General features: G+C 52.9%; 18 protein-coding genes. 4 read left to right on the plus strand and 14 right to left on the minus strand.

The window, feature by feature from the left end; translation table 11 throughout:
* Positions 1 to 65: 65 nt before the first annotated feature.
* The 8 genes from Z042_RS03250 to bcsR form a co-directional block, all read right to left on the minus strand.
* Positions 66 to 1,358 (minus strand): dicarboxylate/amino acid:cation symporter, encoded by a 1,293-nt coding sequence (locus Z042_RS03250; RefSeq protein ID WP_024912383.1) that lies wholly within the window; start codon positions 1,356 to 1,358, stop codon positions 66 to 68.
* A gap of 274 nt (positions 1,359 to 1,632) precedes the next feature.
* Positions 1,633 to 3,636 (minus strand): biofilm formation regulator HmsP, encoded by a 2,004-nt coding sequence (gene hmsP, locus Z042_RS03255; RefSeq protein ID WP_024912384.1) that lies wholly within the window; start codon positions 3,634 to 3,636, stop codon positions 1,633 to 1,635.
* 211 nt (positions 3,637 to 3,847) lie between these two features.
* On the minus strand, positions 3,848 to 7,318 hold the full coding sequence (gene bcsC / locus Z042_RS03260; protein ID WP_024912385.1) for a cellulose synthase complex outer membrane protein BcsC: 3,471 nt from the start codon (positions 7,316 to 7,318) through the stop codon (positions 3,848 to 3,850).
* Positions 7,300 to 8,409, minus strand: coding sequence for a cellulose synthase complex periplasmic endoglucanase BcsZ (bcsZ, locus tag Z042_RS03265; RefSeq protein WP_025297209.1), 1,110 nt, complete (start codon positions 8,407 to 8,409; stop codon positions 7,300 to 7,302). Before bcsZ ends, bcsC begins: the two co-directional genes overlap by 19 nt.
* A gap of 5 nt (positions 8,410 to 8,414) precedes the next feature.
* On the minus strand, positions 8,415 to 10,724 hold the full coding sequence (gene bcsB, locus Z042_RS03270) for a cellulose biosynthesis cyclic di-GMP-binding regulatory protein BcsB (protein WP_024912766.1): 2,310 nt from the start codon (positions 10,722 to 10,724) through the stop codon (positions 8,415 to 8,417).
* A gap of 55 nt (positions 10,725 to 10,779) precedes the next feature.
* Entirely contained in the window at positions 10,780 to 13,392 is a 2,613-nt protein-coding gene (gene bcsA / locus Z042_RS03275; RefSeq protein ID WP_024912767.1) for a UDP-forming cellulose synthase catalytic subunit, read from the minus strand.
* Positions 13,389 to 14,126 (minus strand): cellulose biosynthesis protein BcsQ, encoded by a 738-nt coding sequence (bcsQ, locus tag Z042_RS03280; protein ID WP_024912768.1) that lies wholly within the window; start codon positions 14,124 to 14,126, stop codon positions 13,389 to 13,391. The genes bcsA and bcsQ overlap by 4 nt, the downstream gene beginning before the upstream one ends.
* A 3-nt stretch (positions 14,127 to 14,129) precedes the next feature.
* The gene (gene bcsR, locus Z042_RS03285; protein WP_024912769.1) at positions 14,130 to 14,327 is read right to left on the minus strand and encodes a cellulose biosynthesis protein BcsR; all 198 of its coding nucleotides are present in this window, start codon (positions 14,325 to 14,327) and stop codon (positions 14,130 to 14,132) included.
* Positions 14,328 to 14,523: 196 nt separating this feature from the next.
* On the opposite strand from bcsR, the gene bcsE reads away from it, so the two are divergent.
* From bcsE to bcsG, 3 genes are read left to right on the plus strand one after another with little or no spacing between them, the layout of a single operon-like run.
* Complete coding sequence (gene bcsE, locus Z042_RS03290; RefSeq protein ID WP_024912770.1) at positions 14,524 to 16,086, plus strand: cellulose biosynthesis protein BcsE; 1,563 nt, start codon at positions 14,524 to 14,526, stop codon at positions 16,084 to 16,086.
* 2 nt (positions 16,087 to 16,088) lie between these two features.
* Positions 16,089 to 16,295, plus strand: a complete 207-nt coding sequence (bcsF, locus tag Z042_RS03295) for a cellulose biosynthesis protein BcsF (protein WP_024912771.1) — start codon at positions 16,089 to 16,091, stop codon at positions 16,293 to 16,295.
* Entirely contained in the window at positions 16,288 to 17,940 is a 1,653-nt protein-coding gene (bcsG, locus tag Z042_RS03300) for a cellulose biosynthesis protein BcsG (protein ID WP_024912772.1), read from the plus strand. The genes bcsF and bcsG overlap by 8 nt, the downstream gene beginning before the upstream one ends.
* Before the next feature lie 44 nt (positions 17,941 to 17,984).
* On the opposite strand, the gene dppF is transcribed toward bcsG, so the two are convergent.
* From dppF to Z042_RS03330, 6 genes are all read right to left on the minus strand, one after another.
* Positions 17,985 to 18,974 (minus strand): dipeptide ABC transporter ATP-binding subunit DppF, encoded by a 990-nt coding sequence (gene dppF / locus Z042_RS03305; RefSeq protein WP_024912773.1) that lies wholly within the window; start codon positions 18,972 to 18,974, stop codon positions 17,985 to 17,987.
* Positions 18,971 to 19,951, minus strand: a complete 981-nt coding sequence (dppD, locus tag Z042_RS03310; protein WP_024912774.1) for a dipeptide ABC transporter ATP-binding protein — start codon at positions 19,949 to 19,951, stop codon at positions 18,971 to 18,973. Before dppD ends, dppF begins: the two co-directional genes overlap by 4 nt.
* Before the next feature lie 12 nt (positions 19,952 to 19,963).
* The gene (dppC, locus tag Z042_RS03315; protein WP_024912775.1) at positions 19,964 to 20,866 is read right to left on the minus strand and encodes a dipeptide ABC transporter permease DppC; all 903 of its coding nucleotides are present in this window, start codon (positions 20,864 to 20,866) and stop codon (positions 19,964 to 19,966) included.
* Positions 20,867 to 20,877: 11 nt separating this feature from the next.
* Positions 20,878 to 21,897, minus strand: a complete 1,020-nt coding sequence (gene dppB / locus Z042_RS03320; protein WP_024912776.1) for a dipeptide ABC transporter permease DppB — start codon at positions 21,895 to 21,897, stop codon at positions 20,878 to 20,880.
* Positions 21,898 to 22,164: 267 nt separating this feature from the next.
* Positions 22,165 to 23,772: a dipeptide ABC transporter periplasmic-binding protein DppA gene (gene dppA / locus Z042_RS03325; protein ID WP_024912777.1), complete on the minus strand. Its 1,608-nt coding sequence runs from the start codon at positions 23,770 to 23,772 to the stop codon at positions 22,165 to 22,167.
* Between the two features lie 709 nt (positions 23,773 to 24,481).
* Complete coding sequence (locus Z042_RS03330) at positions 24,482 to 25,537, minus strand: NAD(P)-dependent alcohol dehydrogenase (protein WP_024912778.1); 1,056 nt, start codon at positions 25,535 to 25,537, stop codon at positions 24,482 to 24,484.
* Between the two features lie 249 nt (positions 25,538 to 25,786).
* Between Z042_RS03330 and Z042_RS03335 the strand changes: the two genes are divergently transcribed.
* Entirely contained in the window at positions 25,787 to 26,410 is a 624-nt protein-coding gene (locus tag Z042_RS03335) for a histidine phosphatase family protein (protein ID WP_024912779.1), read from the plus strand.
* The last annotated feature ends 80 nt before the right edge of the window (positions 26,411 to 26,490 follow it).

Here is a 26,490-nt window from a genome sequence, read left to right on the forward strand (position 1 = left end):
AACGTCTAAAAGGCGGGCAAAAACAACATCGGCTACAGACGCAGCCGATGTTTTAGCAAGAGAAATTAGGCAGAAGGCTGGGTTTTCTTCGATGGCAGGCCACCCTGCTTATTATTCAGCACCTCTTTCAGCTGTTTCTCATCCAACTGGTTACACCACTTCGCCACCACCACGGTTGCAACACCGTTGCCCACCAGGTTGGTCAAAGCACGTGCTTCAGACATAAAGCGGTCAATCCCCAGGATCAGCGCCAAACCAGCCAGCGGTAAGTGGCCCACGGCCGAGATGGTCGCCGCCAGCACGATAAACCCGCTGCCGGTTACACCTGCCGCACCTTTTGAAGACAGCAGTAACACCACCAGCAAGGTTACCTGGTGCATAACATCCATGTGGGTGTTGGTCGCCTGGGCGATAAACACCGCCGCCATCGTCAGGTAAATCGAGGTTCCATCAAGGTTGAACGAGTAACCGGTCGGTATAACCAATCCCACCACCGATTTTTTGCAACCCAGTTTTTCCATTTTATCGAGCATGCGCGGTAGCACCGACTCGGAAGAAGAAGTACCCAATACAATCAGCAGTTCTTCTTTGATATAGCGGATAAACTTGAAAATGCTAAATCCGGTGACGCGTGCGATAGAGCCCAGTACGATCACCACAAACAGAAGACAGGTGATGTAGAAACAAGCGATTAACTGGCCCAGTTGCACCAGCGTACCCACACCGTATTTACCGATGGTGAACGCCATTGCACCGAAGGCTCCCAGCGGCGCCAACCGCATGATCATATTGATAATACCGAAGATCACCCGCGAGAAACTGTCGATTACGTTAAAAATCAACTGGCCTTTCTCACCCAGCCGATGCAGGGCAAAGCCAAACAGCACGGCAAACAGCAATACCTGCAAAATATTTCCGCTGGCGAAAGCGCCAACTACGCTACCAGGAATGATGTCCAGCAGGAAAGGAATGATCCCCTGCTGCGACGCCTGCTCGGCATAAACCGCTACCGCTTTGGCGTCCAATGTTCCAGGGTCCACGTTCATCCCGGCACCCGGTTGCACCACGTTGACGATCACCAGGCCGATCAGCAGGGCAAGGGTACTGACAATTTCAAAGTACAGCAGTGCTATCGCGCCGGTCCGGCCAACGGCCTTCATGCTTTCCATACCCGCAATACCGGTTACCACGGTACAGAAAATCACGGGGGCGATAATCATTTTGATTAATTTAACAAATCCATCACCCAGGGGTTTCATCTGGGCGCCGAGGTCAGGGTAGAAATGGCCAAGCAGGATACCCAGCGTAATTGCTGTCAGCACCTGAAAATAGAGGCTTTTAAAGAGAGTCATTTTCATACAAACATCCTTTTGGGGTTACAACGCGCCAGGCGGAAACTCACTTGTCCGTCCTGTTTATCGCTTGCGCGGAAAATAACACCCACATAACAACATGGAAATAATTTGTTGCACCTCCCCCTATCTGTTGATGCGAATTTAAGAGCTGAAACGCGTCAGCTAATCTGTAAGATTGCAGTTTATGTCAGTTTTTATTTTAACTAACGCAAAAGAGGTAGTTTTAAATAGCGGTTTTCGGACGTAACAAAAGCAACTATGCTTTTCAAGAGGCCACTCACATATTTGAGCAGAATTGAGCCTCAAATACCTCACGGGGCAAGGGTTTGGCAAACAGAAAACCTTGGCCGTTACGGATACCCTGTTGCAAAAGCCAGTCACGCTGGGCGTCGGTTTCAACACCTTCTGCCATCACGGGGAGATTGAGCACTTCTGAAATGGCACTGACAATGCGTACTAGCGCATCATCTTCCGGTAAACCATCAATGAAACTTTTGTCGATTTTGATCAAATCGATAGGCAGGCATTTGAGATGATTCAGGTAATTCAGGCTGGAGTACCCCATGCCAAAATCATCCAGAACGACCGCTAACCCAAGCCCCTGCAACTCACGCAGCAAAACCAGCGTATGATCGAGATCGTGGAGACGTGCGGTTTCCGTGATTTCCAGCAACAGCTTACTCGGCTCAATCCGATGCTGGCTCAAGAGTTGTTTCAGATGCGGTATAAAATCTTTATGTTGCAGCTGAATCGCAGAAATATTCACCGCCAATGGCAACACAATCCCCTTATTTTGCCATTGTTCGAGGATGCGGCAAGACTCCTCCAGCACCCAGTTACCGAGAGGGACAATGACGCCCAGTTCTTCGGCTAGCGGGATCACGTCTGCGGGCAGAACAAAACTATCGTCATGCTGCCGCCAGCGTAACAACACCTCAGCACCCAGCACTTGCCGGGTTTGCATATCCACCTGAGGTTGCAAAAACAGCGTAAAACGACGCTGTTCAATCGCCAGCAGGATTTCGCTTTCCTGCGTCAGGCGCTTTTGCGTTTTTTCCGTCAGGCTCGGCTCAAAAAACAGGATCTGATTTTTGCCCTCACGGTGTGCCGACATCATCGCCGAAATGGCACTACGCAACAGTTGCTCTGCACTTTCCCCGCGATGAGGGAAATGAGCAATACCAATGCTGGCACTAGGCCGAAGTGCCATTTGCTGCAAATTCAGCGGCGTATTCACCTCTGCCATGATGCGCTTGGCCAATTGCATGGCATGGAACGGTTGTTCAATATTTTTCGCCAGCACAGCAAACTCAGCATTACTCAGCTGTGCCAGCACACAGTCAGCGCCAATGGCAGTACGCAGTTTTTCCACCATCATCAGCAACAGCGTTTCACGCTTTGGCGGGTTGAGCACCCCAGACGCTACGTGCAATGTTTCAATCCCCACCACCAGCAGGTTAAAACTGGCCGGGCGCGTACTGGAGGCAATATGTTGTTCAAGCAGTGCGGTAAACAGCACTGCGTTAGGGAGCTCAGTAATCGAGTTATGCGTGCTGAGCCGGCTCATTTCGGTATGCGCCTTCGCCAACATTTGCTGATTGCGGTTGTAATTACGCACCAACTGGCCCAACTCGTCATCCTGATGTTGAGCGGGTAGCATCAGTTGATGATAAGGCATATCTTCCTGAGAGATATTCTCCAAATCCCTCACCATCGCGCGCAATGGGTACACCAGTAGCCGATTCATACACCAGGTAATTGCCACCGACAGGATCAACGCCAACAACAGATAAGTTGATAGCAGAGTGGACAACATACTGAGAATGAACTGATACATGCGGAACGAATCAGCCTGTAGCACCAGATAAGCCAATGGCTGAGGATTAGCTGACATCCGCTCCAGCGAATAAAGCGGCACAGAAATCTGCACCGGTAACTCAAAAATACGCGCCACCAGCGCAGGCACTGGTCGTTCAGGAGGGAAATTGGCATTTAGGGCCAAAAACTCGTTCGGTAGGACGATATCTGCTCGCGTGAGTATCCCTACCGGCAGCAACGAATTGAGTACACGTTTGGTTTTCGGCACATCCATGCGCAATACCGCATCAGCCAGCGGTTGGCGGACAGAATGAGCGATATTCTCCAATTGCTGGGCGTAGTCATCCTTGCGCTGCTGCACAAAATGGAATAACTGGATGACGATAAAGATACAGATCGTAACCAGTGCGACACCGGATACCACTGCCATCTGCTTAATCGTTAACGAGCGCCTGACCTGCAAACCATCTCTCCGCTAATTCGGGCTGCGATAAAAAGGAGCAGATGCCATATTGTCTGCCTCCTCAACCTGGCCTGAGTATACTTGATTGTTTCGCATGCTTACCTTTGGCTGAGAGCAGAAAAGCGCGGGTTTCAGTATTCTCTCTTAGCCGGGATCACCACAGGGTAGCAAAACTCCCCTGTGGAGACACTCTGAATCCGTCGATTTCTCGTTACTTGAAATCGGCATAAGGCGTTAGAGGTTGCGGAGGTAAATCGAGATCGCCCTGCCAGCCAGCAAACGAATAACGCAGATAAATCAACGCGTGGCTGGGTGTATAGTCTTTTGCTTGCTGGATATCGACCCCGGCTCCCAAAGTCCAGTGAGAACTTAGACGGCGTTCGATAATCGCCCGCAGGGTATACCCGACACCGGAGGAGGAACTGCCATTTTCTACAGCAAACTTGTCTGGCAGAGAATCGGGGATCAACCCTTGCAGCGGATAACGTTTTTCATCATGGGTTTTCGAGTGTGAAACCGACACCGAACCCCCGACCTCCCACGACCAGTTTTCAGTCCGCTGGCGGTAATTCAGCGGGATGGTCAGCGATACATATTCCTGCGGGCTGTAATAGCCACCCTGCCCCAGAGAGTAGCCGCTTAAATCCTTCTGGTAATGCCACAACATGCTGCTCAACCCAATGGTGACTCGGCGATTATCCTCATTGATCAGTTTATAGTAATAACCCGCCATCAGCCGCTGGCGCTGATTATCCTCAACGTTTTGCCCCGTAAGTTGATGGGCGCTGAGATCGGCCCAGACACCGTTGGCCTCACCGCGATCGTAACTGCCGCTGAGGCTGATACCGGTGGCCCGCACGCCGCCCCAGACGATCCCGGTATTGGGATCGCGTGTGCCGCCAAACGCCAGCAACGAGCTGGAAAGCGGCCGCCGTGAAACACCCAGAGTCCAGCCGATGTGGTTCCAGTCCCCATTGTAAGCCACCCCACCAACCCAATCCTCCACTTCAAAACCTAACGGCGTGGTTCCCAGATCGGTTTCCCAGCGATCGTTTTTCCACCCTATTGCCACGCTGGTGCCGGTCGTTTTCTGCTGTTCGTCACCGCTGCACCCAACCACCCGGCAGGTACCGAACGTTTCGAAGTATTTCCCTCCCACGGTAGAAAAGGTACCCGCGTTCAGTTGAACGGTATCAGTACGGAAGAAGGCGCGGCCATCATACAGCGGCATACCCACCTGTAGCATGGTGTCATGTGCTTTGTAATCAGAGATCCCTCCGGTGCCACTCGAACGCCAGTAGTCATGATCAAGCGTCACATTAATATCCTGCTGGCGGTAAAGATCGGCGGCATCAGAGCGGATACCGCGCTTAAGCCAATCGTCGGTTGGATTATTGCGCGTCGCGCGGGTATAGCTGTCGTTATCCTTCGGGATGGCCGGGGTAATCCCGCTGGCTACCATAGCCTGACGATAATCCTGCTGGGCCGCAGCCGGTTGCTGTTGCGCCTGCTCCAACCGTGCGGCATCGCGATACACCAGCGCTTTCGCCTGGCCTACAGGCTCTTGTTGGGCAGCCGTTTTTAATTGTGTGAAGATAGCCATTGCATTCTGCGGTTCGCCCACCGCGTACCAGGCATTGGCTAACCGGCGTTGACCATTGAGCGACTCATCCCCTTGTGGCGCTGCCGTTTGCAACCGTTGGTGCGCCTCAATCAACTTGCCTTCGGCGATGTAAGCTTCAATGATCCCCAAACGGGCATCCGGGTTATTGGGCTCACGCAGGCATACCCGCTGATAATCTGTCAGCGCTTCCCCGTATTCCTCCCGTTCCAGCGCCCAATCGGCAAGCTGTAGATCGATACGCACATCCGGCGGTTGCTGGCGCAGATAGGCAATCGCGCCGGGTTCGTCACCGGCGGCCCGCAGTTTCTCCGCCTGAGCCAGCGTTGCCTGTATCTCCAGCCGTTTGGCCATCTCACGCATCTCATCGTCCCACTGGGCTTTCGGCAACGTATTCAGGCGTGCCAGCGCCTGCTCATCGCGATCGCTGGCTGAAAGGTACAACGCATAGGCGTAAGTCTGCTGCGGATCACTCGGGTTATTCTGCGCCAACTGGCGGAATAGCGTATCAGCCTGCTGCTGCTGCCCAATCTGGCGCAGCACTTGCGCATAGTGGTAGGTTAGCCAGGCATCGTTCGGGTCTCGTTGATGTGCCTGCTGGTATTTTTCTGCCGCCTGGGGCCACTGTTGATGCTCTGCCAACATTTCGGCCTCCTGCTTCAACATATCCAGTTGCAGGCTGTCAAGGGTGCTACGCAGATTGTCCTGTTGCCTGCGTGACAGGCTGTTCATGTAGGCCAACGCCTTTTGCGGGGACTGACGCTGATAGATATTCACCAAACCGCGTACTGCGCTGCCACTGCTCGGATCAAGGCGCAAAGCCTGCTGATAATAGCGTTCTGCGGCAACATCATCTTTCTTCGCCACCGCAACATCGCCAAGGCCAATCAATGCGCTGTTGTCGCTGCTATCGATCTGCCGTGCCTGCTGATATTTCTGCTGTGCTAATGGCAAATCATTGGCTTTCAGCGCTTTATCACCACCATCAATCGCCAGCCAATAACGGCTACTCTTGATCAGACTTTGCCACTTACTGCTGTCGTAACCATTCTTATCCGCTTCCTGCGCTTGCAGGAACAGGCTCAACGCTTTTTGACGATTACCGGCACGTGAATAGGCCAAGCCAAGCGCCCCTAACACCTGCGCATCATCCGGCGATCTTACCAACGCTTTAGTCAGCTCCGGGATCGCGGCTTGGCTACCACCGCGATCCACCTGGGCTAAACCAGCAACCCGCGCCTGATAAATGGGATCGGCCAACAACGCCTGCTGCCTTGTCAATTCTTGCTGGCCGCTGGCTATCCGATCGCTGCTTTCAAATACCGTGAGAAATTGTTTGAGTGCGGCCACGCTCTGCGGGCTGACCGCCATCGTTTTGACTCTTGCCAACCACACATCAGCCGCCTGGTCGCGCCCAGCGGGATCGGCAGCAACTTTCTGTAACAGACCATAAGCCTGTGCATCGCGGTTCTGGCTGAACAACATTTGCACTAATGACATACGCAACGCGATATTGCCGGGATACTGCTGATCCAGCGCCTGCAATTTTTGCAGTGCTGTTGGTTCCTGCCCTGGCAGCCGCGCCACCAACTGCCAATACTCCACGGCCACCTCAAGCGTTGGTAAATCGCCATGGAACAGTTCATCGTACTGCGCCTTTGCCTCAGGCAGGCGGCCGGCAACCGCCAGCAAACGCGCCTGTTGCAGCTTCTGGCGCATTTCCGGCTGGGTCAGTAATAGATTCATCTCCGCCTGACGGTAAACATCAGACTGCGGGGCGATACTTTTCAGCTTACCCAACTGCTGCTGTGCCAAAGCCTGATCGCCCTGGCGCAGCGCCAAACGCAAACGTGCCGCAATCACATCAGGATTATTCGGTTCAATCAATTCAAGACGATAAAGCGACTGGCGAACCAATTCATCTTTATTGCTGGCTTCACCAACGCGCACCTGTTCCAGTAACCATTGCTCAGGGGCAACGGTTTCTGCACTTTGTGCCTGTGGCAACATCGCCAGGCTCAACGAGAACAGACTCAGCCAGTTTATTCTAAACTTGCGCATTGGCCACTCCAGGAAGGTTGAAGTTCACCTTGGCGATTGAAACGATAGCGTTGTTGATCCCATCCCTGCCCAAACAGCGTCAGAGAAGCATCGAAGTAGGCATTTTTCCCCGGCGGGTTATCTTTGATGCGCTGGCGCTGTACCGCCAACGCACCGGGCTGATCGGCCAACAGCGGCAACAACGCCGCCGAGAAACCCACCGGGCCATTACCCGTGGTTTTGCCCGTGTTGGTAGCAACGATCTCTGGTGGCAACGCTTGCTGAGCAGTGAGTTGAGCCATCGGCAGGAACTGCTGAACCAATGCCGCTTTATGCGGATCATCATCCGCCAGCATCCCCGCCCACAGGTAAACACGAATAGCGTCATAGCTGCCAACATTGGGTTTCACACTGTCTGGTTGCCAGCCTTGCTCGGCCTGCCACACCACCCAATCCGGGGAAAAACCGCGCGGTGCCGTTTCCAGCCACAGGCGCTGGCGGGTGCTTTGCATGGTTTTCCATGGCTCGCTTAATGCCGCGAAACGCGCCAGCAACTGCGGGGGCAGATAGCTCGGGTTGAAGCGCCAGCGATCGCCAGCGACAAAACCCACCTTGCCCGGCAACAACATCACCCCCAGGCCAGGAATATCCGCCACTTCTTCACGGCCAATCCGTTGCAGCAACAGGGTTCCCAACGTTTGGTAACGGCGGCTTTGCCACAGCCGCCCCGCCTCTAGCAGGTCATAAGCTATCCATAAATCGGCGTCAGACGCCGAGTTTTTGTCTAGGACTTCCCACTGTTGCTTTTCATTCTTCCCCCACAGCCAGGCTGGCAAACGCGCACTCAAACCGCCAGCAGCCAGGTTGTTTTCTGTCCAGGTCAGCAGTTTGTCGAATGCCGGCCGATCGTTGGCCACCAGCGCGAAGAACAGACCATAGCTCTGCCCTTCGGAGGTGGTGATGGCGTTCGGGCTGCTCGGATCGATCACCCGCCCCTCATCACTGATATAAAACTGTTTATATTGCTGCCAGGCAGGCCACGGGCAAGCCTGCGCAGTACCCACAGCACATAACAACAAACTGGACAGCAAGTGTTTCAACGTCGCCCGCATGGCATTTAATCCCGTTCTTCCGGTGACAGGCGGCTACGGCTATAAGCTCTCAGCCCCCGCCACAGCAGCAGCGCCAGAATCACAACCACCGAGGTTGCGACAACGGCCAGCCAGACAGGGTGCGTAGCCAGCAGGTGCCAGATGCGCTCCCACCACGGCAGGTGACCAACATAATAAATATCACCCACGCTCAAACTGTTGACGCCCGACTCACGGATAACCGCAACCGAACCAAACACGGCGGCACGTTTACTGCTATCCAGCAGTGCATTATTCATCAGTTCAAAACCGCGCGGGCTGTCTGCCAGCAACGCCACAATACTGCGTTGATCGTTGAACGGAGACTGCACGCCGATAATCGCGGCCATGGCACCTTCAGAACTGATAGTGGTTTTACTGTCTGGGGTTGCATCATCCTGTTGCACTTCCATACCCGGCAATGGCAACTGCCGCATTGGCTGTTTCACCCAGCTTTGCGTTGCCTCCACCAGCAGGCTGATTTTCTTTTCATCGCGCAGTTCAGGCGGAATAGTACCGATCATCAGAATATCGGCATCAATGCCCTTCGCCTGCGACCAATCATCAATCAATGTCATGGCTAATGCCGGATAACCGGTTTGCGCCCCCACATTCCCCAATGCGTTGAGCAAAGCACTGATCTGAGCAGGCTGCGGCTGTTTGTTCACCAGCACCATGGTCTGCGACAGATCGGCCAAGCGGCTGAACGGGAAGCTGGCATTGGCAAAAGCACGTAAATCAGGCATCGCAATGAAGTGCAGGTAACCGGAGAAATCAATCGTGGAACTGCCGTCGATCACCGCATGGTTTAACGCTACCGAATAGGTTTCGCAACGTCCTTCCGTTCCACTGGCCACCAATGTGGTGTAATCAAAGTCGAAACGTATCTGGTTGATGGCCTCCAGCTTCAGTGCCGGAATGTTGACCGTTTTCTCAGAGGCAATCAGCCCCTGCCGCAGCGGGATCCCCAACAGTTTTCCGTCTTGCTCTTTCTCTGGTATCAGCGAATAAGCCTGCACAAACTGATTATTCAAACTGATATTCAGATGCGAACCATCCTGAATACGCGGCGTGGTATAACGATATTTGAGGTACATATCGATACCCGTACTGCGGATCAGGAATAAATCGGGTGGCAAATTCATACCCAGTGAAATCGGGCCAGGCTCAATACCAACGGTTTGCAGTTGCCCGGCATATTGCTGCAACTCACTGAACGTCATCGGCCGATCGGTACGCACCCAGTTTGGTGCATCGTATGGTTGCCGTGGTAACAGTTGTTCGACCTTATCCACCGTCAGGTTCTGGCCCCGGAACAGGATATTACCCTGAGCAATCCCATTCACGGCGGTGAGCAGATCATTATCGTCACGCCCTTGTATCAGCAGCAATTTCACATACGGATTATCCGGGTGGCTGATCATTTCTATCGTTGGAGCCTTCACCGGTGGGTAATCTTTCAGGAAATCAGGGCGGTGCTGATTGGTGGCAAACACAATCGCATGCTGGCTGGGCAACTGATTAAATAACGCTGGGAATGACTGACCGCGCCACTGCGCTTTGCTACCGAACCAGGAAGCCAAAATGGCGGCCGCCCGTTGCTGCGCCAAATCCGGTTGCCCGGCGAACACCATCGGTATATTCAACGGGCGATTGTCGCGGCTATCGAAAAAAGGCTCTGGAAAATGCGAAAGCTCGTTTTTCAGCGGTAATGCCTGGAAGCGCAGGTTCAGCGAACTGGATTTGCTGATATCCAACCACAATGCGCTGTTGGTCGGGTTCTCACAAATATTCTGGTAGTGCCCCACAAACACCAGCCGCAACCGGTTGAAGTCACTGATATAACGCGGGTCAATCGGGATTTGCACGCGGTTGGTTTTGCCCAGGTCCTCTGTGGTGAGCGCAGTCACCCCCATCAATTCATCGTTGAGATAGATCTTGATGTGGGATTCCTGCGGGATCAGAGAAGGCGATGGCATAAACTCCAAATCAAGCGTCGCTTGCGAAACCACTTCATCGCTGCGGACACCAAATTCGATCTGCCCTTCCGGGCGTGTTCCGCGCAGTGCAAAGGTGCCTGGCGGTGGAGCAATCAGCGCAAAAGGCAATTGCACGTCACGCACCGGCGCGTTCGGATCTTCGGGCACCGCCGGTCTGATCGGCGTCGTTACCGCAGCATCGCTGCCCACCGCTACGGGTGGCAGCCCTAACGGAAGCGCCGTCGTCGGTGTTTCAGCCTGAGACAAGAAGCTGATGCCTAAGGCCAATGCTGTAAACCAGATTATTTTTCTCGTCATCGTCTCATCATCAATGTTAGAACCTGCTCACGGATGAGCGGTTGTGATACACAGCCTAGGCCGTAGCCTCTTCCAGAATAAAGTCCGGTTCTTTACCGGCAACGCTTTGCGGAATAAATGACAATACCCAGGCGGTTAGAGTAGCCAAACCGGCAAGAATACTGCGCACGATGGGCGGTGAATAATCCGCCATGCGTGTGTAACCGTGGATACCCAGCGTCAACACATCCCGCAGGCTTTCCACGGGTTTATCTTCAGGAAATCCATCCTGCCACAGTGCCCACGTATCAGCGCGCGCAAAGGTACACTGAATAAATTCAATCTGTTGATGGACCGAAAGCTTGTCCAAACGAACCCCAACATGGCAGCCGCTAACACGCGTCACCAGACAGGGAAAGCTGAACTCCTGCTGGCCCCGTTTGAGCAGCAACAGCACCCGATGCCCTTCTTGCAAGCCTATAGCCACACGCATTTCGAGGCCAACGCCACCGTCAGAGTAATCGCGCAATGTGCCTGGGAACAGATGACCATCGGCCTTTGCCAACGCCGCGGGCATGGCAATTTCCACTCGATGCGAGCGGCGCATCTGTTTGACTTCTACCGCCACGGCAATGGCCCCCCCCAGAATGAGCATGTTGTAAAAAACCCATACCAGGTTGAGTACTACCGTCATGATTTCATCGGCCGGGCCGAAGACCAAACGCCACAGACCGAACCCAATACCCGCCAGATTCAGGATCACCAGGCACAGATAAGGCCGGGTAATCACCCAGTCGAAATAGTCCTCTACCGCCAAACCGCCTTTGGCCGTTACGTTAAATTTGTCTTGATGGGGGTTGAACAACGCCGCCGCCGTCGGCCTGGCGATATACCAGGCCAAAACGGTTTCATAGATTTCACCCCAGAAAGAATAGCGATATTTGCCCTGCATACGTGAACTGGTCAGGCTGGCATGGATCATGTGGGGCAGCACGTATAAGGCAATCGCCAGTGCAGGGGCATAAATGATATAGGCGTGCAGCAGCAGGAATACCAAAGGCGCCAGCAGGAAAACCAGACGCGGGCCACCGGAAAAAAAGTGCAGCATCGCATTGGCATAACACAATCGCTGCCCGATTTTGAGCCCCTTGCCCGCCAGGGGATTATCCAACCGAAAGATCTGCGCCATGCCGCGCGCCCAGCGAATACGCTGGCCAACGTGTGCTGCCAGGCTTTCTGTTGCTAACCCGGCAGCCTGCGGAATGCGGATATACGCTGAATTGTAGCCAAGGCGATGCAAACGCAATGAGGTATGCGCATCCTCGGTAACGGTTTCCACTGCGATACCGCCAATTTCATCCAGCGCGCTGCGGCGCAATACCGCACAAGAACCGCAGAAGAAGGTCGCATCCCACATATCATTACCGTCTTGCACCAACCCGTAAAACAGGGTGCCTTCATTAGGTGTTTGACGGAAACGGCCAAGATTACGTTCGAAAGGATCTGGCGAAAAAAAGTGGTGTGGCGTTTGCAGCATCGCCAGGTTTTTCTCTTTTAAAAACCACCCCATAGTCAGTTGCAGGAAAGAACGCGTAGAGACATGGTCACAGTCGAAGATAGCCACAAACTCCCCCGTGGCCTGCTTCAACGCGTGATTGATGTTGCCCGCTTTCGCGTGTTCATGCGTGGCCCGCGCGATGTAATTCACACCCAGTTCTTCAGCGAATGCTTTGAACTCTGGCCGATTGCCATCATCAAGAATGTAGATATTAAGCTTGTCTTTCGGCCAGTCGATACCTAGCGCGGCATAAATGGTCGGTTTAACCACGCCCAAATCTTCGTTGTAGGTCGGCACCATCAGATCCACCACTGGCCAGATGCTGATATCCTCAGGCATTGGCATGGGCTGACGATTCAGCGGCCATACGGTCTGGAAGTAACACAATACCAGCACCGCCCAGGCATAGGTTTCTGCGGCCAGCAGCAACAGGCCACAGACCAGGCTGAAAGTATCCCCCCAGTTCAGCGTTTCGGTATAGCGCCACCATAAATAACGGCTGGAAACGGTCAACGACAACACAATCAGCATCATGCTGGGTAAGCGCCCCGGTAAACGGCGCACGATCATGGCCACGCTCCACAGGAGCAACACAAAGATAAACTGTGCCCATAATTCAAAAGGTTGAGAAATACATAATAACGCCATCAGGGCGGCAAACACGCCAGCGATCATCAACAAAATCCCCCGAGCGCGTCGGCTCAGCCGGTTGAAACGCTGGCGCAAACGCTGCCCGGATTCAGCTTCTTGTATTCGCTGTGGAACACTTTTCAGCACTTTGATATAACGCTGCCGCAGACGTTGCCAGCCAGCAAAATAGTGGCGTACCTTCGCTTTCGGTGCCGAACTGCGGTAAGTCAGCAACAGCCATGCGGCCTGCAACAGGTAACGCAATCCGTCTGCTGGCCGTGGGCGATTTGGTGGAATATGAGGAAACCAATAATCACGGTTGCCCCTGATCCGCTGCCAGGCAGGCGATTCAAACCGTAGAAAAATCCAGGCCAGCACAATCACCAACGTATTGACGAAAGCACTAAAGGGCGAAGCCCCTTTCATCCAATAAGCCCGATAACGCGCCTGCACAGCCTGATAAACGAGCAGGTTCAGCAACCAGCTCAGTAGCCAGTTCATACCGCCTCTTCCTGCAAATGGATCAGGCACCAGTTAGCCAGTGTCAAAACCTCTTCAGCAGCCAGGCTCTCTGGCCGGTATTCTCCCAACGGCTGCTTGGCGGCCAGCGCTTCCGCTAATGCTTCATCGCGGTGCACGATCAGGGGCAACAACCCACCCAACGTTTGCAGCCACCATTGATGCAAATCTTCCTGCAATTGGCTGGCAGCAGAGTAATAATTAATCAGGAAGTGGCATGGGGTGGGCAAAGACTGCTGATGCAGGCGAGCATGGCAATTGGCATCGGGATTAATCACTAAAAGGATACTGTCTGCCAACGCTAACTGTTGTTGTTGCAGAGGATTATTACCGGCCGGAATATCCAGCAATATCCAGCGATACTGTTTTGATGCTTTGATTTGTTTTAGAAAATCCCGCCAACGCCCAGGGTTTTCAAGGCACTGCTGTTGCAGGTTCAATTGTTCAGCCAGGTTTAAACGACCAAATGGCAGGAAATCGAGGTTTTTGCAGTAACGCATCGCGCCTTGCTGCCAGTGAGCGCCGTCCGATTCGGCCCGTGCCCAGCCGCGTGTTTGTTCAAAAGGGGTATTGAAATGCAAGCACAGCAAATTATCTGGCGAAAAGTCAATCGCCAGTACCGGCTCCCCCAATTCCTGCAATGCCCAAGCAAGCGCGGCCAATAAGGAGGTTGTCCCTGTGCCGCCCCGCACTCCCTGCAATGCAATCACCGACATAAATCAACGGCTCCCCGTTTTTTGCGCTAATTCGGCTAACAATGGCCAGCGCCCCATCATTTTTGTTAAACGTTCCTGGCGCAAAATATCAACGTAATTTAATTCAGGTAAAGAGAACGCGAGGCTTAAGGCCACTAAATCATCTTGCATCTCTGGCTGCTGCGCCAATGTTCGGAAATGTGATAAATCGCTCTTATTCATTCTACCGCCTCAATAAATTAGGCTAATGTTAAATGACTATAGCAACGATTCAGAGAAAAATAGCCAATAAGATGAATTTTAACGGGTATTATTAACACAGGTCAGAGAAGCCTGTTATTCTGGCATCAACGTTACGGTTTTTCAGTGGCTGAATCTGTCTGATCCACGGCATTTTCGACAAAAGTAGAATAAATCCATGGCGCACACTTTTTTATTAGGTATCCGGCATGTTTGGGAAGAACTGTCGGTAATACAGTCCCCAGGTTTTTACTGGGTTAATATTGATCGACAAGCCGATGCAAATCTATTTTGCCGGCAAGTTATTGCTGCTCAAACCGCAGACAGCCTATTAGCGCTGATTTGCTGCGGTGATAATCCCAGCAATGTGATGGCTGACCTCTCTTCCCCCGCAGTAGCAAAACTACCCCTGTATACCTTGCCGGAAAAAAAGGCTGCATTATTGTGCTTATGCGATGATTTGGTACGGGCGCTAAATCCCAAAAATCGTCTGTTAATCCTGTTGGCACCGGCTAATGCATGGCGAGCTTTCACCGACAACCAACTTAGCGTGTGGGCATCTAATACCGCAAAATGGTTGCGCCAACGACAGTGCTCACTGGTTATCCTCAGCCACGGCAGCGGCGTCAATAGGCTCCGAGTCCAACTTAGCATCGAGCATCACACTCTCAACGGATTAGCCAGCCTGCAATGGCAGCAAGACAGCGCACAATATTTGGTTAACTGGTGGAGCACCGGGCACAGTATCAATGCCAACCAATTGATCACGCTGCATAGAACCCCGCAGGACTGGCAGGCCGCCGAGGAAAGCGACGCATCGTTCCCCAACCAGATCGTCAACGATGAAAACCGCTACTTGTCGGAGCAATCCATTCTGGAAGGGGCTCCCCCCTTATCGGTTAACTGGCAACTGTTTGAAGACAGCACTCTCCTGGCTCAGCAAGGTATGAAAGCCATGGCGGCCACGCTGATTTTTGCTCTGTATCAGAGTGAGCAAATCGACACGCTGGCTCACCTCATCCACGATCTGCGCCGCCACCGCGGGAACAGCCTGAAAATCGTGGTGCGCGAAATGAGCGCCAGCCTGCGTTACAGTGATGAACGTCTATTGCTGGCCTGCGGAGCCAACCTGATTGTTCCCCACATCGCACCGCTTTCAAGTTTTTTGACCATGTTGGAAGGGATTCAGGGTCATAGCTTATCACGCCATATTCCCGCCGATATTGACGCTCTGATCTCTGGATTGCGACCGTTACAGATGAAAGGTTATCTGCCACTGGAAGATTTCAGCAAGGCAGTGATTTCGTTGATGGAAAATACGCTGTTGCCGGAAGATGGCAAAGGAGTGATGGTCGCACTGCGCCCCGTTCCTGGCCTTAGCGCCCGCCAATCCATCACGCTATGCCATCAGCGCCGCTTCGGCGACGTCATGACCGTGGCCCAGAATCGGTTGTTCCTGTTTCTTTCCACTTGCCGGATTAACGATCTGGATACTGCGCTGAAATTCATCTTCCGGCTCCCTGTATCCGAAGCTTTCAGCAATTGGGTGGTCTGGCATCAGGATGTGGATATCACCATTCAAATAAAACGATTGGCGCAAAACATCGAATTGACACAGTCTGCTATCAAACATGTAAAAACAGCCGCTAAAAAGACCGCAGTTGTTTTCGAAGAAGAGCAGACAGAAGAACGCCGCCAACCAATCCCTTTTACTTTATTAAGCCGTGAGCCGAAGGAGTAAGTATGCTTAATATCAACGATATCATGCAATTGGCACTCCTATGCGCGATAATCTTTCTCCCTCTGGGATATGCTCTGCATCGCAGCTTCCCAAATTGGTTTAAAAATTGGCAAAACCGTTTGTTATCGCCGCGCTATTTGAAGCCAGCAGGGCTATGGGTGCGCGAAGGTTCTTCCTCTCAGATTAAGCGTAAAAACCGTAATGAATAAAATCACGCAACCTGAACACACTCTGTGGCGCAACTGGCGCGGCCTCAGCGGTTGGAATTTTTACTTCTTAACCAAATTCGCCCTGTTGTGGTTTGGTTATCTGAATTTCCATGCACTGCCAAACCTGGTGTTCATGGCATTTTTATTGATGCCGATCCCCTCGCCTCGTCTGCACCGCTGGCGGCATATTATTGCCATTCCTATCGGTATCGGCCTGTTCTACCACGACACTTGGCTGCCCGGCATTAACAGCATCATCAGCCAAGGTTCACAGCTCACCAGTTTCAGCCCCCAGTACCTGCTTGAGCTGACCAACCGCTTTATCAACTGGCAGATGGTGGGGGTCGCCTTTGTGATGCTGATTGCCTACCAGTTCCTGGCGCAATGGATAAGAGTCACTGCGTTTACCGTGACTGCTCTGGTATGGTTGAACGTGGTCAATATGACAGATCCGGCGATGGCATGGTTGCCAACCAACAATACAGCCTCAGCATCAAGTCCTGTTGCCGCACAGGCAGACAAAGCCGCACCAGGCAATGAATCACAGCCCGTGACTAATGGCCCGCCGACCAATGCGAACCTCACGGCTTATCTGGAACAGTTTTACGATCAGGAGAAAGCCCGCGCCACCACGTTCCCGACCACATTACCAGCCGACGCACAGCCGTTCGATGTGTTGATCATCAACATCTGCTCGCTCTCCTGGGCAGACCTGGAAGCAACTAATCTGCAAAACCATCCGCTGTGGGCGAAGATGGATATCATGTTCACCCGTTTCAACTCAGCAACCGCTTACAGTGGCCCGGCAGCCATCCGTCTGCTGCGCGCCAGCTGCGGCCAACCTTCACACCACGATCTTTATCAACCCGCCAATCAGCAATGCTACCTGTTTGATAATCTGGCTAAACTCGGATTTAAACAGCAACTGATGCTGGATCATTCAGGCGTGTTTGGCGATTACCTGAAAAACCTGCGCGCGGAGGGTGACCTGCAAGCGCCGCTGATGTCACAAGCGGGTATCAGCAATGAACTAGCCTCATTTGATGGTGAACCGATCTATAACGATCTGGAGTTACTCAACCGCTGGCTCGATCAGCAGAAAAAGGGCACTGATGCCCGTACAGCCACCTTCTTCAACCTTATCCCATTGCACGACGGTAACCGGTTTGTGGGTGCCAACAAAGGGGCGGATTACCAGCCTCGTGCGCAAAAGCTGTTGGATCAGTTAAGCAGTTTCCTGGATGAACTACAGCAGTCTGGGCGTAAAGTGATGGTAGTGATCGTACCGGAACATGGCGCGGCACTGGTGGGTGACAAGATGCAAATGTCTGGCCTGCGTGATATTCCAAGCCCGAATATTACTCATACGCCGGTGGGCATCAAACTGATCGGCATGCAGGCACCGCATCTGGGCAGCCCGCTTGAGATAAAAACACCGAGCAGCTATCTGGCCATTTCCGAGCTGGTTTCCAGGCTGGTTGATGGCAAAGTTTTTAATGCGCCCAGCGTTGATTGGCAAGCGCTCACTCAGGGGCTACCACAGACTGACGTTATCTCTGAGAACGACAATGCCATCGTGATGCAATATCAGGGTAAACCCTATATCCGCCTCAATGGAGGCGACTGGGTCCCTTACCCGCAATAAAAAACCATTTTTGCAGGCACGCTTTAAAGCGTGCCTCTTTTATCTCAGTTGCCTGATGTTTCATCCTGATCGACAGCAAAACACGCGACTCTCTGCTCACCGTACTGCTTCAATTGCGGTTGCAACTGTGCACAAGTGCCAAAAGCGCGGCGGCAGCGAGCGTTGAAGGCACAGCCCGGCGGTGGGTTCATCGGGCTTGGCAACTCACCGGTCAGCTTGATGCGTTCACGGCGCATATCCGGGTTCAGGCGCGGCGTCGCGGAAAGCAACGCCTGCGTGTACGGATGCCGTGGGTTATTGAAGATCGCCTCCTTACTGCCTTTCTCCACACAGCGGCCAAGATACATCACCATCACTTCATCAGCGATATGCTCAACCACCGACAAGTCGTGGGAAATAAACACATAAGACAACCCCAGTTCCTGCTGCAAGTCCATCATCAGGTTCAACACCTGCGCACGCACCGAAACATCAAGCGCGGATACCGGTTCATCCGCAATGACCACATCCGGGTTGAGCATCAGCCCACGGGCGATAGCAATACGCTGCCGCTGCCCGCCAGAAAACATATGCGGGTAACGATCGTAATGTTCGGTTTTCAGGCCGACTTTCGCCATCATCGCCAGCGCCTTCTCGCGCCGTTCGGCGTTGCTCAGCGGGGTATTGATCAGCAGTGGCTCCTCAAGGATCTGCCCGACCTTTTTACGCGGGTTAAGCGATCCGTAAGGATTCTGGAACACGATCTGAATCTTCTGCCGCCGCAGTTTTTCCGCCGTCACGTCCGGCTTTAATAGATCTTGCCCCTGATAGTACAGCTCACCGCCGGTTGGTACTTCGATCATCGTCAGCAGGCGGCCCAGCGTAGATTTGCCACAGCCGGATTCCCCAACCACGGCTAACGTTTTGCCGCGCTCAAGCGTGAAAGAGACACCGTCCAACGCTTTCACCAACTGCTCTGGGGCAAACATCCCCTTCTTGACCGGGTAATGTTTTTTCAGGTCAATCGCCTGAAGTAAAGGTTGATTCTGGCTCATACGGTTGGCCTCCCCGCATCATCCAGCGGTGTGTGACATTTAACCTGGCGACCGGGAATACTGCGCAATTCCGGTTCTTCTGTACGGCAACGCTCGTTGGCATATGGGCAACGCGGGTTAAGCAAACAGCCTTCTGGCCGATCGTATTTCCCCGGCACCACCCCCGGCAATGACGCCAAACGCGCTTTATCGGCGGCAAATTCCGGCAGAGCACGCAACAACGCTTGCGTATACGGATGGCGTGGCGCATGGAAAATTTCTGCGGCCTGACCTGACTCCACCACTTGCCCAGCATACATCACAATAATGTGATGCGCCGCTTCGGCCACCAGGGCCAGATCGTGAGTGATCAGCAGCAATGCCATATTTTCGCGCTGTTGCAATTCCAGCAACAGTTCGATGATTTGTGCCTGAATGGTCACATCAAGCGCGGTGGTCGGCTCATCAGCAATCAGCAGTTTTGGCCGGCAGGCGATCGCCATGGCGATCATCACACGCTGGCTCATCCCGCCGGAAAGCTGATGCGGATACACATCCAACCGCGAAGCCGGATCGGGAATGCCCACTTGGGTCAGAAGATCGATCGCACGCTGGCGACGGGTGCGGCGGTTACCGCCTTGGTGCACCTTCAACGCCTCCATAATCTGGTAACCCACGGTATAGCAGGGATTCAGGCTGGTCATCGGGTCCTGGAAAATCATCGCGACTTCGGAACCCACCAACTGGCGGCGCTCCTTTTCGGAGATTTTGCGCAGATCCTGACCGTTGAATTCCAGTTTATCGGCCATCACCTTGCCGGGATAATCAATCAGCCCCATGATCGCCAGCGAACTGACCGATTTGCCGGAACCGGATTCACCGACAATCCCCACCACCTGACCTTGTTCCACACTGTAACTGATGCGGTCTACCGCGCGGAACGGCGCACCTTCGTCACCAAAGTGCACCGACAGCTTGTCTACATTCAATAATGCCATGATCCGGCCCTCTTACTGCTTGAGTTTGGGGTCGAGAGCATCACGCAAGCCGTCCCCCATCAGGTTAAATGCCAGCACCGTCAGCAGAATTGCCACCCCTGGAAAGGTCACAACCCACCAGGCACTTTGTGCGAACTGCAACACATCGGAGAGCATGGTGCCCCACTCCGGCGTTGGCGGCTGTGCACCCATGCCCAGGAAGCCGAGAGCGGCCATATCCAGGATAGCGTTCGAGAAACCAAGGGAAGCCTGCACGATCAGCGGTGCCAGGCAATTTGGCAGAATATTGACAAACATTTGGCGCAGTGCCCCCGCGCCCGCCACGCGAGACGCGGTGACGTAATCCCGGTTAACCTCCACCAACACCGCCGCGCGAGTCAAACGCACATAGTGCGGCAAGGCCACAAACGTCAGCGCCAGTGAGGCATTAACGATCGAGGGGCCGAACACCGCCACCAGCACCAGAGCCAGCAGCAGGCTTGGCAATGCCAGCATGATATCGACAACACGCATGATGATCGCATCCACCACGCCGCCGAAATATCCCGCCAGCAAACCAAACACCACCCCCATGATCAACGACAGCACCACCACCAGGCAACCGACCAGCAGCGACAGACGCGCACCGTACATCAGGCGCGACAGCACATCACGCCCCACATCGTCGGTACCCAGAATGTATTGCCAACTGCCGCCATCCTGCCAGACCGGCGGCTTCAGCAGGGCATCACGGAATTGTTCAGCAGGGGCATGCGGAGCCAGAAACCCAGCGCCAATCGCTACCACCAGCATAATGATGATATACACCAGGCCGACAACGGCCCCTTTGTTGCGCTTGAAATAGTGCCAAAACTCCTGAAACGGGGTCATTGGCTTCGGCGCACCTTTTACTACCTGCTCGGTAACTTGAGACATCAGAGCGCCCCTTATTTCTTGTGGCGAATACGCGGGTTGACCACGCCGTAGAGTACATCTACCAGCAGGTTAACCAGAATAATCATACAGGCGACCAGCAATACGCCACCCTGAACAACCGGATAATCACGGCGTTGCAACGCATCCATCAGCCAGCGGCCCAGCCCCGGCCAGGAGAAGATGGTTTCGGTCAGGATCGCCCCGGCCAACATGGTGCCAACCTGCAAACCAATCACCGTCACCACCGGCAACAACGCATTGCGCAGTGCATGGATCACAATCACCCGCATACGGCTCACGCCTTTGGCACGTGCGGTGCGGATATAGTCCTCGCCCAGCACTTCCAGCATGGAGGAGCGGGTCATACGCACGATCACCGCCAGCGGAATAGTGCCCAGCACGACGGCCGGCAGGATCATGTGCATCACCGCATCTTTGAAATCGCCCGGCTCACCCCAGATCAGGGTATCGATCAGCATAAAGCCGGTGAGCGGCAGGCTGTCGTCAAGAAATACCGTATCGCTGATGCGCCCCGACACCGGCGTCAGGTTTAGCTGCACCGACACCAGCATGATCAGCATCATGCCCCACCAGAAAATCGGCATGGAATAGCCGGTCAGCGAAATTCCCACCGCCGTGTGATCGAAAATCGAACCGCGTTTGACCGCCGCCATCACCCCAACAGGAATACCCACGATCACCGCGAACAGCATCGCGCAGATCCCTAATTCCAGCGTGGCCTGAAAGCGTGGAACAAACTCTTCCCAAACGGAAATACGGCTTTTGAGTGACGTACCCAGATCGCCATGCAACACATTGGATACGTAATGGAAGTATTGTTGATAAAGCGGCTTGTCCAGCCCCATTTCTGCCATGAGCTGTGCATGGCGTTCTGCGGAGATCCCGCGCTCCCCGGCCATGATGGTCACCGGGTCGCCGGGAATCATATGGACAAATGCAAAAGTCAGCAACGTTATGCCGATAAACGTTGGGATAACTAACCCCAAACGCCGGAGTATGAACTGCAACATATCCCGAACTCTCTGTATCAATGCCCAGCAGCTCATCGTCCGCCAAGCTTATTAAAACTCACATGCTTCACAACATTCCTCAGCATACAGGAAGGCAGGAGCGCAACCCGTTGCGCCCCTGCATATTCACCGTATCTGTTCTGGTTTTAACCCGGCTAACCGACCAAAGAACACACAAGACAGTGCACAACAATCGACGCATATCTGTTTAAGATAGGCGAGATTATGAGCGCCGTGCGGTATTCTGACCGTGCAGCGGATTAAAATTTAATCCAGAGAAACGTTCTCAAAGTGATGCAGGCTCAATGGATCAACGATATAGCCCTTCACCTCTTTACGCACCGGCATGTAGACCGTGGAATGAGCAATAATCAGCGCCGGAGCCTGTTCGTGCATCATGACCTGAGCCTGCTTGTAAAATTCTGCACGTTTATCGTGGTTTGCTTCAGCACGTGCCGGTTGAACCAGATCCTCAAACGGCTTGTAACACCAGCGGGAATAGTTCGAACCATCTTTTGCCGCTGCACAGCTGAACAAGGTCGCAAAGAAGTTGTCTGGATCTCCATTGTCACCGTTCCAGCCCATCATTACCGCCTGATGTTCACCGTCTTTGGCACGCTTGAGGTATTCACCCCATTCGTAGGTCACAATATTGGCTTTCACGCCAATCTTCGCCCAGTCAGACTGGATCATCTCGGCCATACGGCGCGCATTCGGGTTGTAGGGGCGTTGTACCGGCATTGCCCACAGATCGATAGTGAAGCCATCCGGCAAGCCAGCCTCTTTCAACAACTCTTTCGCCTTGGCAGGGTCGTAAGCGTAATCCTGCACCGCATCGTTGTAACCCCACATGGTTGGTGGGATCAGGTTTTTAGCTGGCTGACCAGCGCCCTGATAAACCGCTTCAATGATGGCTTGTTTGTTCACCGCCATGGTCAGTGCCTGGCGCACCTTCACGTTATCCAGCGGTTTTTTCTCAACGTTGAACGCCACATAGCCAACGTTTAGGCCGGGTTGCTCCAGCAGATTGATGGTTTTGTCCTGCTTCATACGGGCAATATCAGCCGGGTTGGGTAACGGCATGACCTGGCATTCATTTTTTTGCAGCTTGGCATAGCGCACGGAAGCGTCTGGCGTGATCGAGAACACTAGGCGATCGATCTTCGGCTTGGTGCCCCAGTAGCCTTCAAAGGCTTTGTAGAGAATTTTGGAATCTTTCTGGTATTGCAGCAGTTGGAACGGGCCGGTGCCCACCGGGTTCAAATCCACTTTTTCCGGCGTACCGGCTTTCATCATGTTGTCGGCATATTCCGCAGACAGAATAGAGGCGAAACCCATCCCCAGGTTAGCCAGGAAAGGCGATTCCGGGCGGTTCAGATGGAAACGAATCGTATGATCGTCCACTTTTTCAACCTTGGCGATCAGATCCTGCATCCCCATCCCCTGGAAGTACTCATAGGTGCCGCCAGACACTTTGTGATAAGGATGGTTAGGATCAAGCTGACGCTGGAATGAGAAAATAACATCATCGGCATTCAGATCACGGGTTGGCTTGAAATCTTTGGTCGTTTGCCACTTCACCCCTTGACGCAGGTGGAAAGTGTAGGTTTTACCGTCTTCACTGATCTCCCATTTCTCGGCCAGACCCGGTTCCAGCTCGGTCGTACCCAGCTTGAACTGAACCAGGCCGTTATAGATAGGGACCTGGCTGGCATCCAACGTAGTGCCAGCGGTAAATAGCTGCGGGTTGAACCCTTCAGGAGAGGCTTCAGAACAGTAGACCAGTGTTTTTGCCTGTACGCTGGCCGCCATGGTCAACGCAATCAGCCCGAGACCGAATTTCAGCATCCCCGATTTACCCAAGGAGTTTGTCATCGCTAGTGCTCCATTAATGTGATGTGATGTGTGTACACCCTCATTCTCAAGCCACAATCATGGATTGCCACTTGAAATCTATTGGGTAAATACTGCCAGAACCTGATATTTTTTTATTGCATGGCCTGTGCAGTGCAGCCCGAAGGCAAGAGGAATTATAGCGCAAGAGCGCTGGATAGAACGCATCGCAGCGGGTATTTGAGCACGTGGAATTCACTCATGCAACTCTCGCTCTTATCCCTGAGGCCACCAAATTGCCAACTGTTTGGGATGCCGTCAATATAACCAGTAGGGATTTACAGAGACTGTGAGAAACAGCAAACAAACATAAAAAAAACCTATTTGTAACATTTTCAGAGTTAAAATTCACAAAAAAGGCATTATATTGGATTTATAATCTATTATAAATTATTTATTCAGCGTTAAACTCTAATAAAAAACCAAAAAATATGGCCGCCGAATGCTGAATATCTGAGCAGTTATTTTTGTGTTCAAGGCAAAAGGCAGAAGGAAATGCTGTTACTCCCTGCGAAAGAGGGAGAGCTAAGGGATTTTTACCAAGGTAGCTCAGCCACTCTTCTATACGGCGTAAAAAAACTTTCGGCTACCGGTGCAATCAGCCATCCAGACAGGAGGCCACATCGCACTGCTTCGGCAAGGGCTATCAATAAAACACACGGCAGGGTTGGCTACCGTGTTTACCTTCACATTAGGCTTGCAATGAAGCCATGTCGATCACAAAACGATATTTGACATCACTGCTCAACATGCGCTGATAAGCATGATCAATGTTTTTTATATCAATCAGTTCCACATCGGAAATAATGTCGTGCTGGCCACAGAAATCCAGCATTTCTTGCGTTTCAGCAATGCCGCCAATCACCGAACCAGCAACCGATTTACGGCCCATCACCAACGGAGTACTGTTGAGAACCGGGTCCAGTTCGCCCAGATACCCCACCAGAACCAGCGTGCCATTCAATGCCAACGTTGGCATATAAGGTTTCAGATCATGGACATAAGGAACCGTATCAATGATCAGATCGAAATGGCCTTTCACACTGCCCATCTGTTCGTCAGATGTGGAAACTACTACATGATGAGCCCCCAAACGGCGCGCATCCTGCTCCTTGCCCAGAGAACGAGTAAATAGGGTCACTTCCGCCCCCAGCGCATGAGCCAACTTAAGCGCCATATGGCCTAATCCCCCCAATCCCACTACAGCCACTTTGCTGCCAGGGCCAACTTGCCAATGCCGCAATGGGGACCATGTAGTGATCCCGGCACACAACAACGGTGCAACTCCGGGCAAATCCAGGCTCGCTGGTATTTTCAGGACAAACCGATCTGCAACCACAATTTTCTCTGAGTAACCACCGTAGGTTGGCATCTGGTCATGTCGGTCAACATCGTTGTAGGTCAGGGTTGCACCTTCTTCGCAATACTGTTCCAATCCTTGCTCACAGGCACCGCAATGCTGGCAGGAATCGACCATACACCCGACTCCCACATAATCGCCCGGCCTGAAACGTGAAACCTCCGCCCCCACGCCGATAACCTGGCCAATAATCTCATGGCCCGGCACCAACGGATAGCGCGCTCTACCCCAGTCATTCTGCACATGATGCAAGTCAGAATGGCAGATACCACAATAAAGAATTTGAATCACAACATCATTGGCTCGTGGGTCACGGCGGATAAAACGATGTGGAACCAACGCCTCTTTTGCTGCCAGAGCAGCGTAACCCAGTACATTCATCGACATGTTGATACTTCTCCGGCTCAGTTTACGCAGATGGAACGCCTTTATTGGGCGAGCATCACTCTAGGTTAGCAGCGCGCCACCCCTGAAAATAGTAGGGATAATCAACTTAATCCTATGAGCCAACCTCATGAATAAGGAGAGGAACCAGGTAAAATACTTGGCTGGCGGAGAGATACTGTTATGTTGCCTGCTCTAATATTCCTCCATAGGCTATAGTTAATCCTCAACAATGGATTGTGGAGGTCAGATATGCGTTTTATCGTTATCAGGCATGCAGAATCAGAATGGAACCGGGAAGGGATCATCCAGGGGCAATTTGACAGCCCGGTGACACCACAAGGACATCGGCAGATCGCCGCACTGATGGCCGCCCTGAAAGAAACCCCCTTCACCAAATTTTTCAGCTCCCCTTCAGGACGGGCGATGACCACCGCCCAGGCATTGGCAACGCACTGCCAATGTGAAGTCAGCAGCGACATACGTTTATATGAACAGCATTTTGGTTGCCTACAGGGTCAGCCGTATCATCAGGCGATGCGTAATCATCATGATACCTTTTCCCGCCTTTTTGCGGGTGAACCCGCCGCTTCAGCACCAGAAGGTGAATCAGCCATGGAAGTTGCCCAACGTATGAGCGCCTTCTTTTTGGGGTTTCCACCCACTCTGCGTGGCACTTTTGGTGTAGTGACTCATGGGCATGCGCTACAAGCATTAATCTGGCAACTGAAAGGCGGCGATGGCATGGAAGATACCAGCAAATATGGTCATCCCAGCTGCGGCTATTCCGTGATTGAAGCGGATAATGGGCGGTTGCAATTGCAAAGCTGGGGCATTGCGACACACTTACGTTCGTTGCATCTGTCACCTATTTAGGGTTATTTTCAGTTCATTACTGCTTACTCTTTGTAAAATTTGGTAAATGACATTAATATTTACTTACTGCAATGTCAGGG

It is taken from the genome of Chania multitudinisentens RB-25 (genome assembly GCF_000520015.2).
Lineage (GTDB): Bacteria > Pseudomonadota > Gammaproteobacteria > Enterobacterales > Enterobacteriaceae > Chania > Chania multitudinisentens.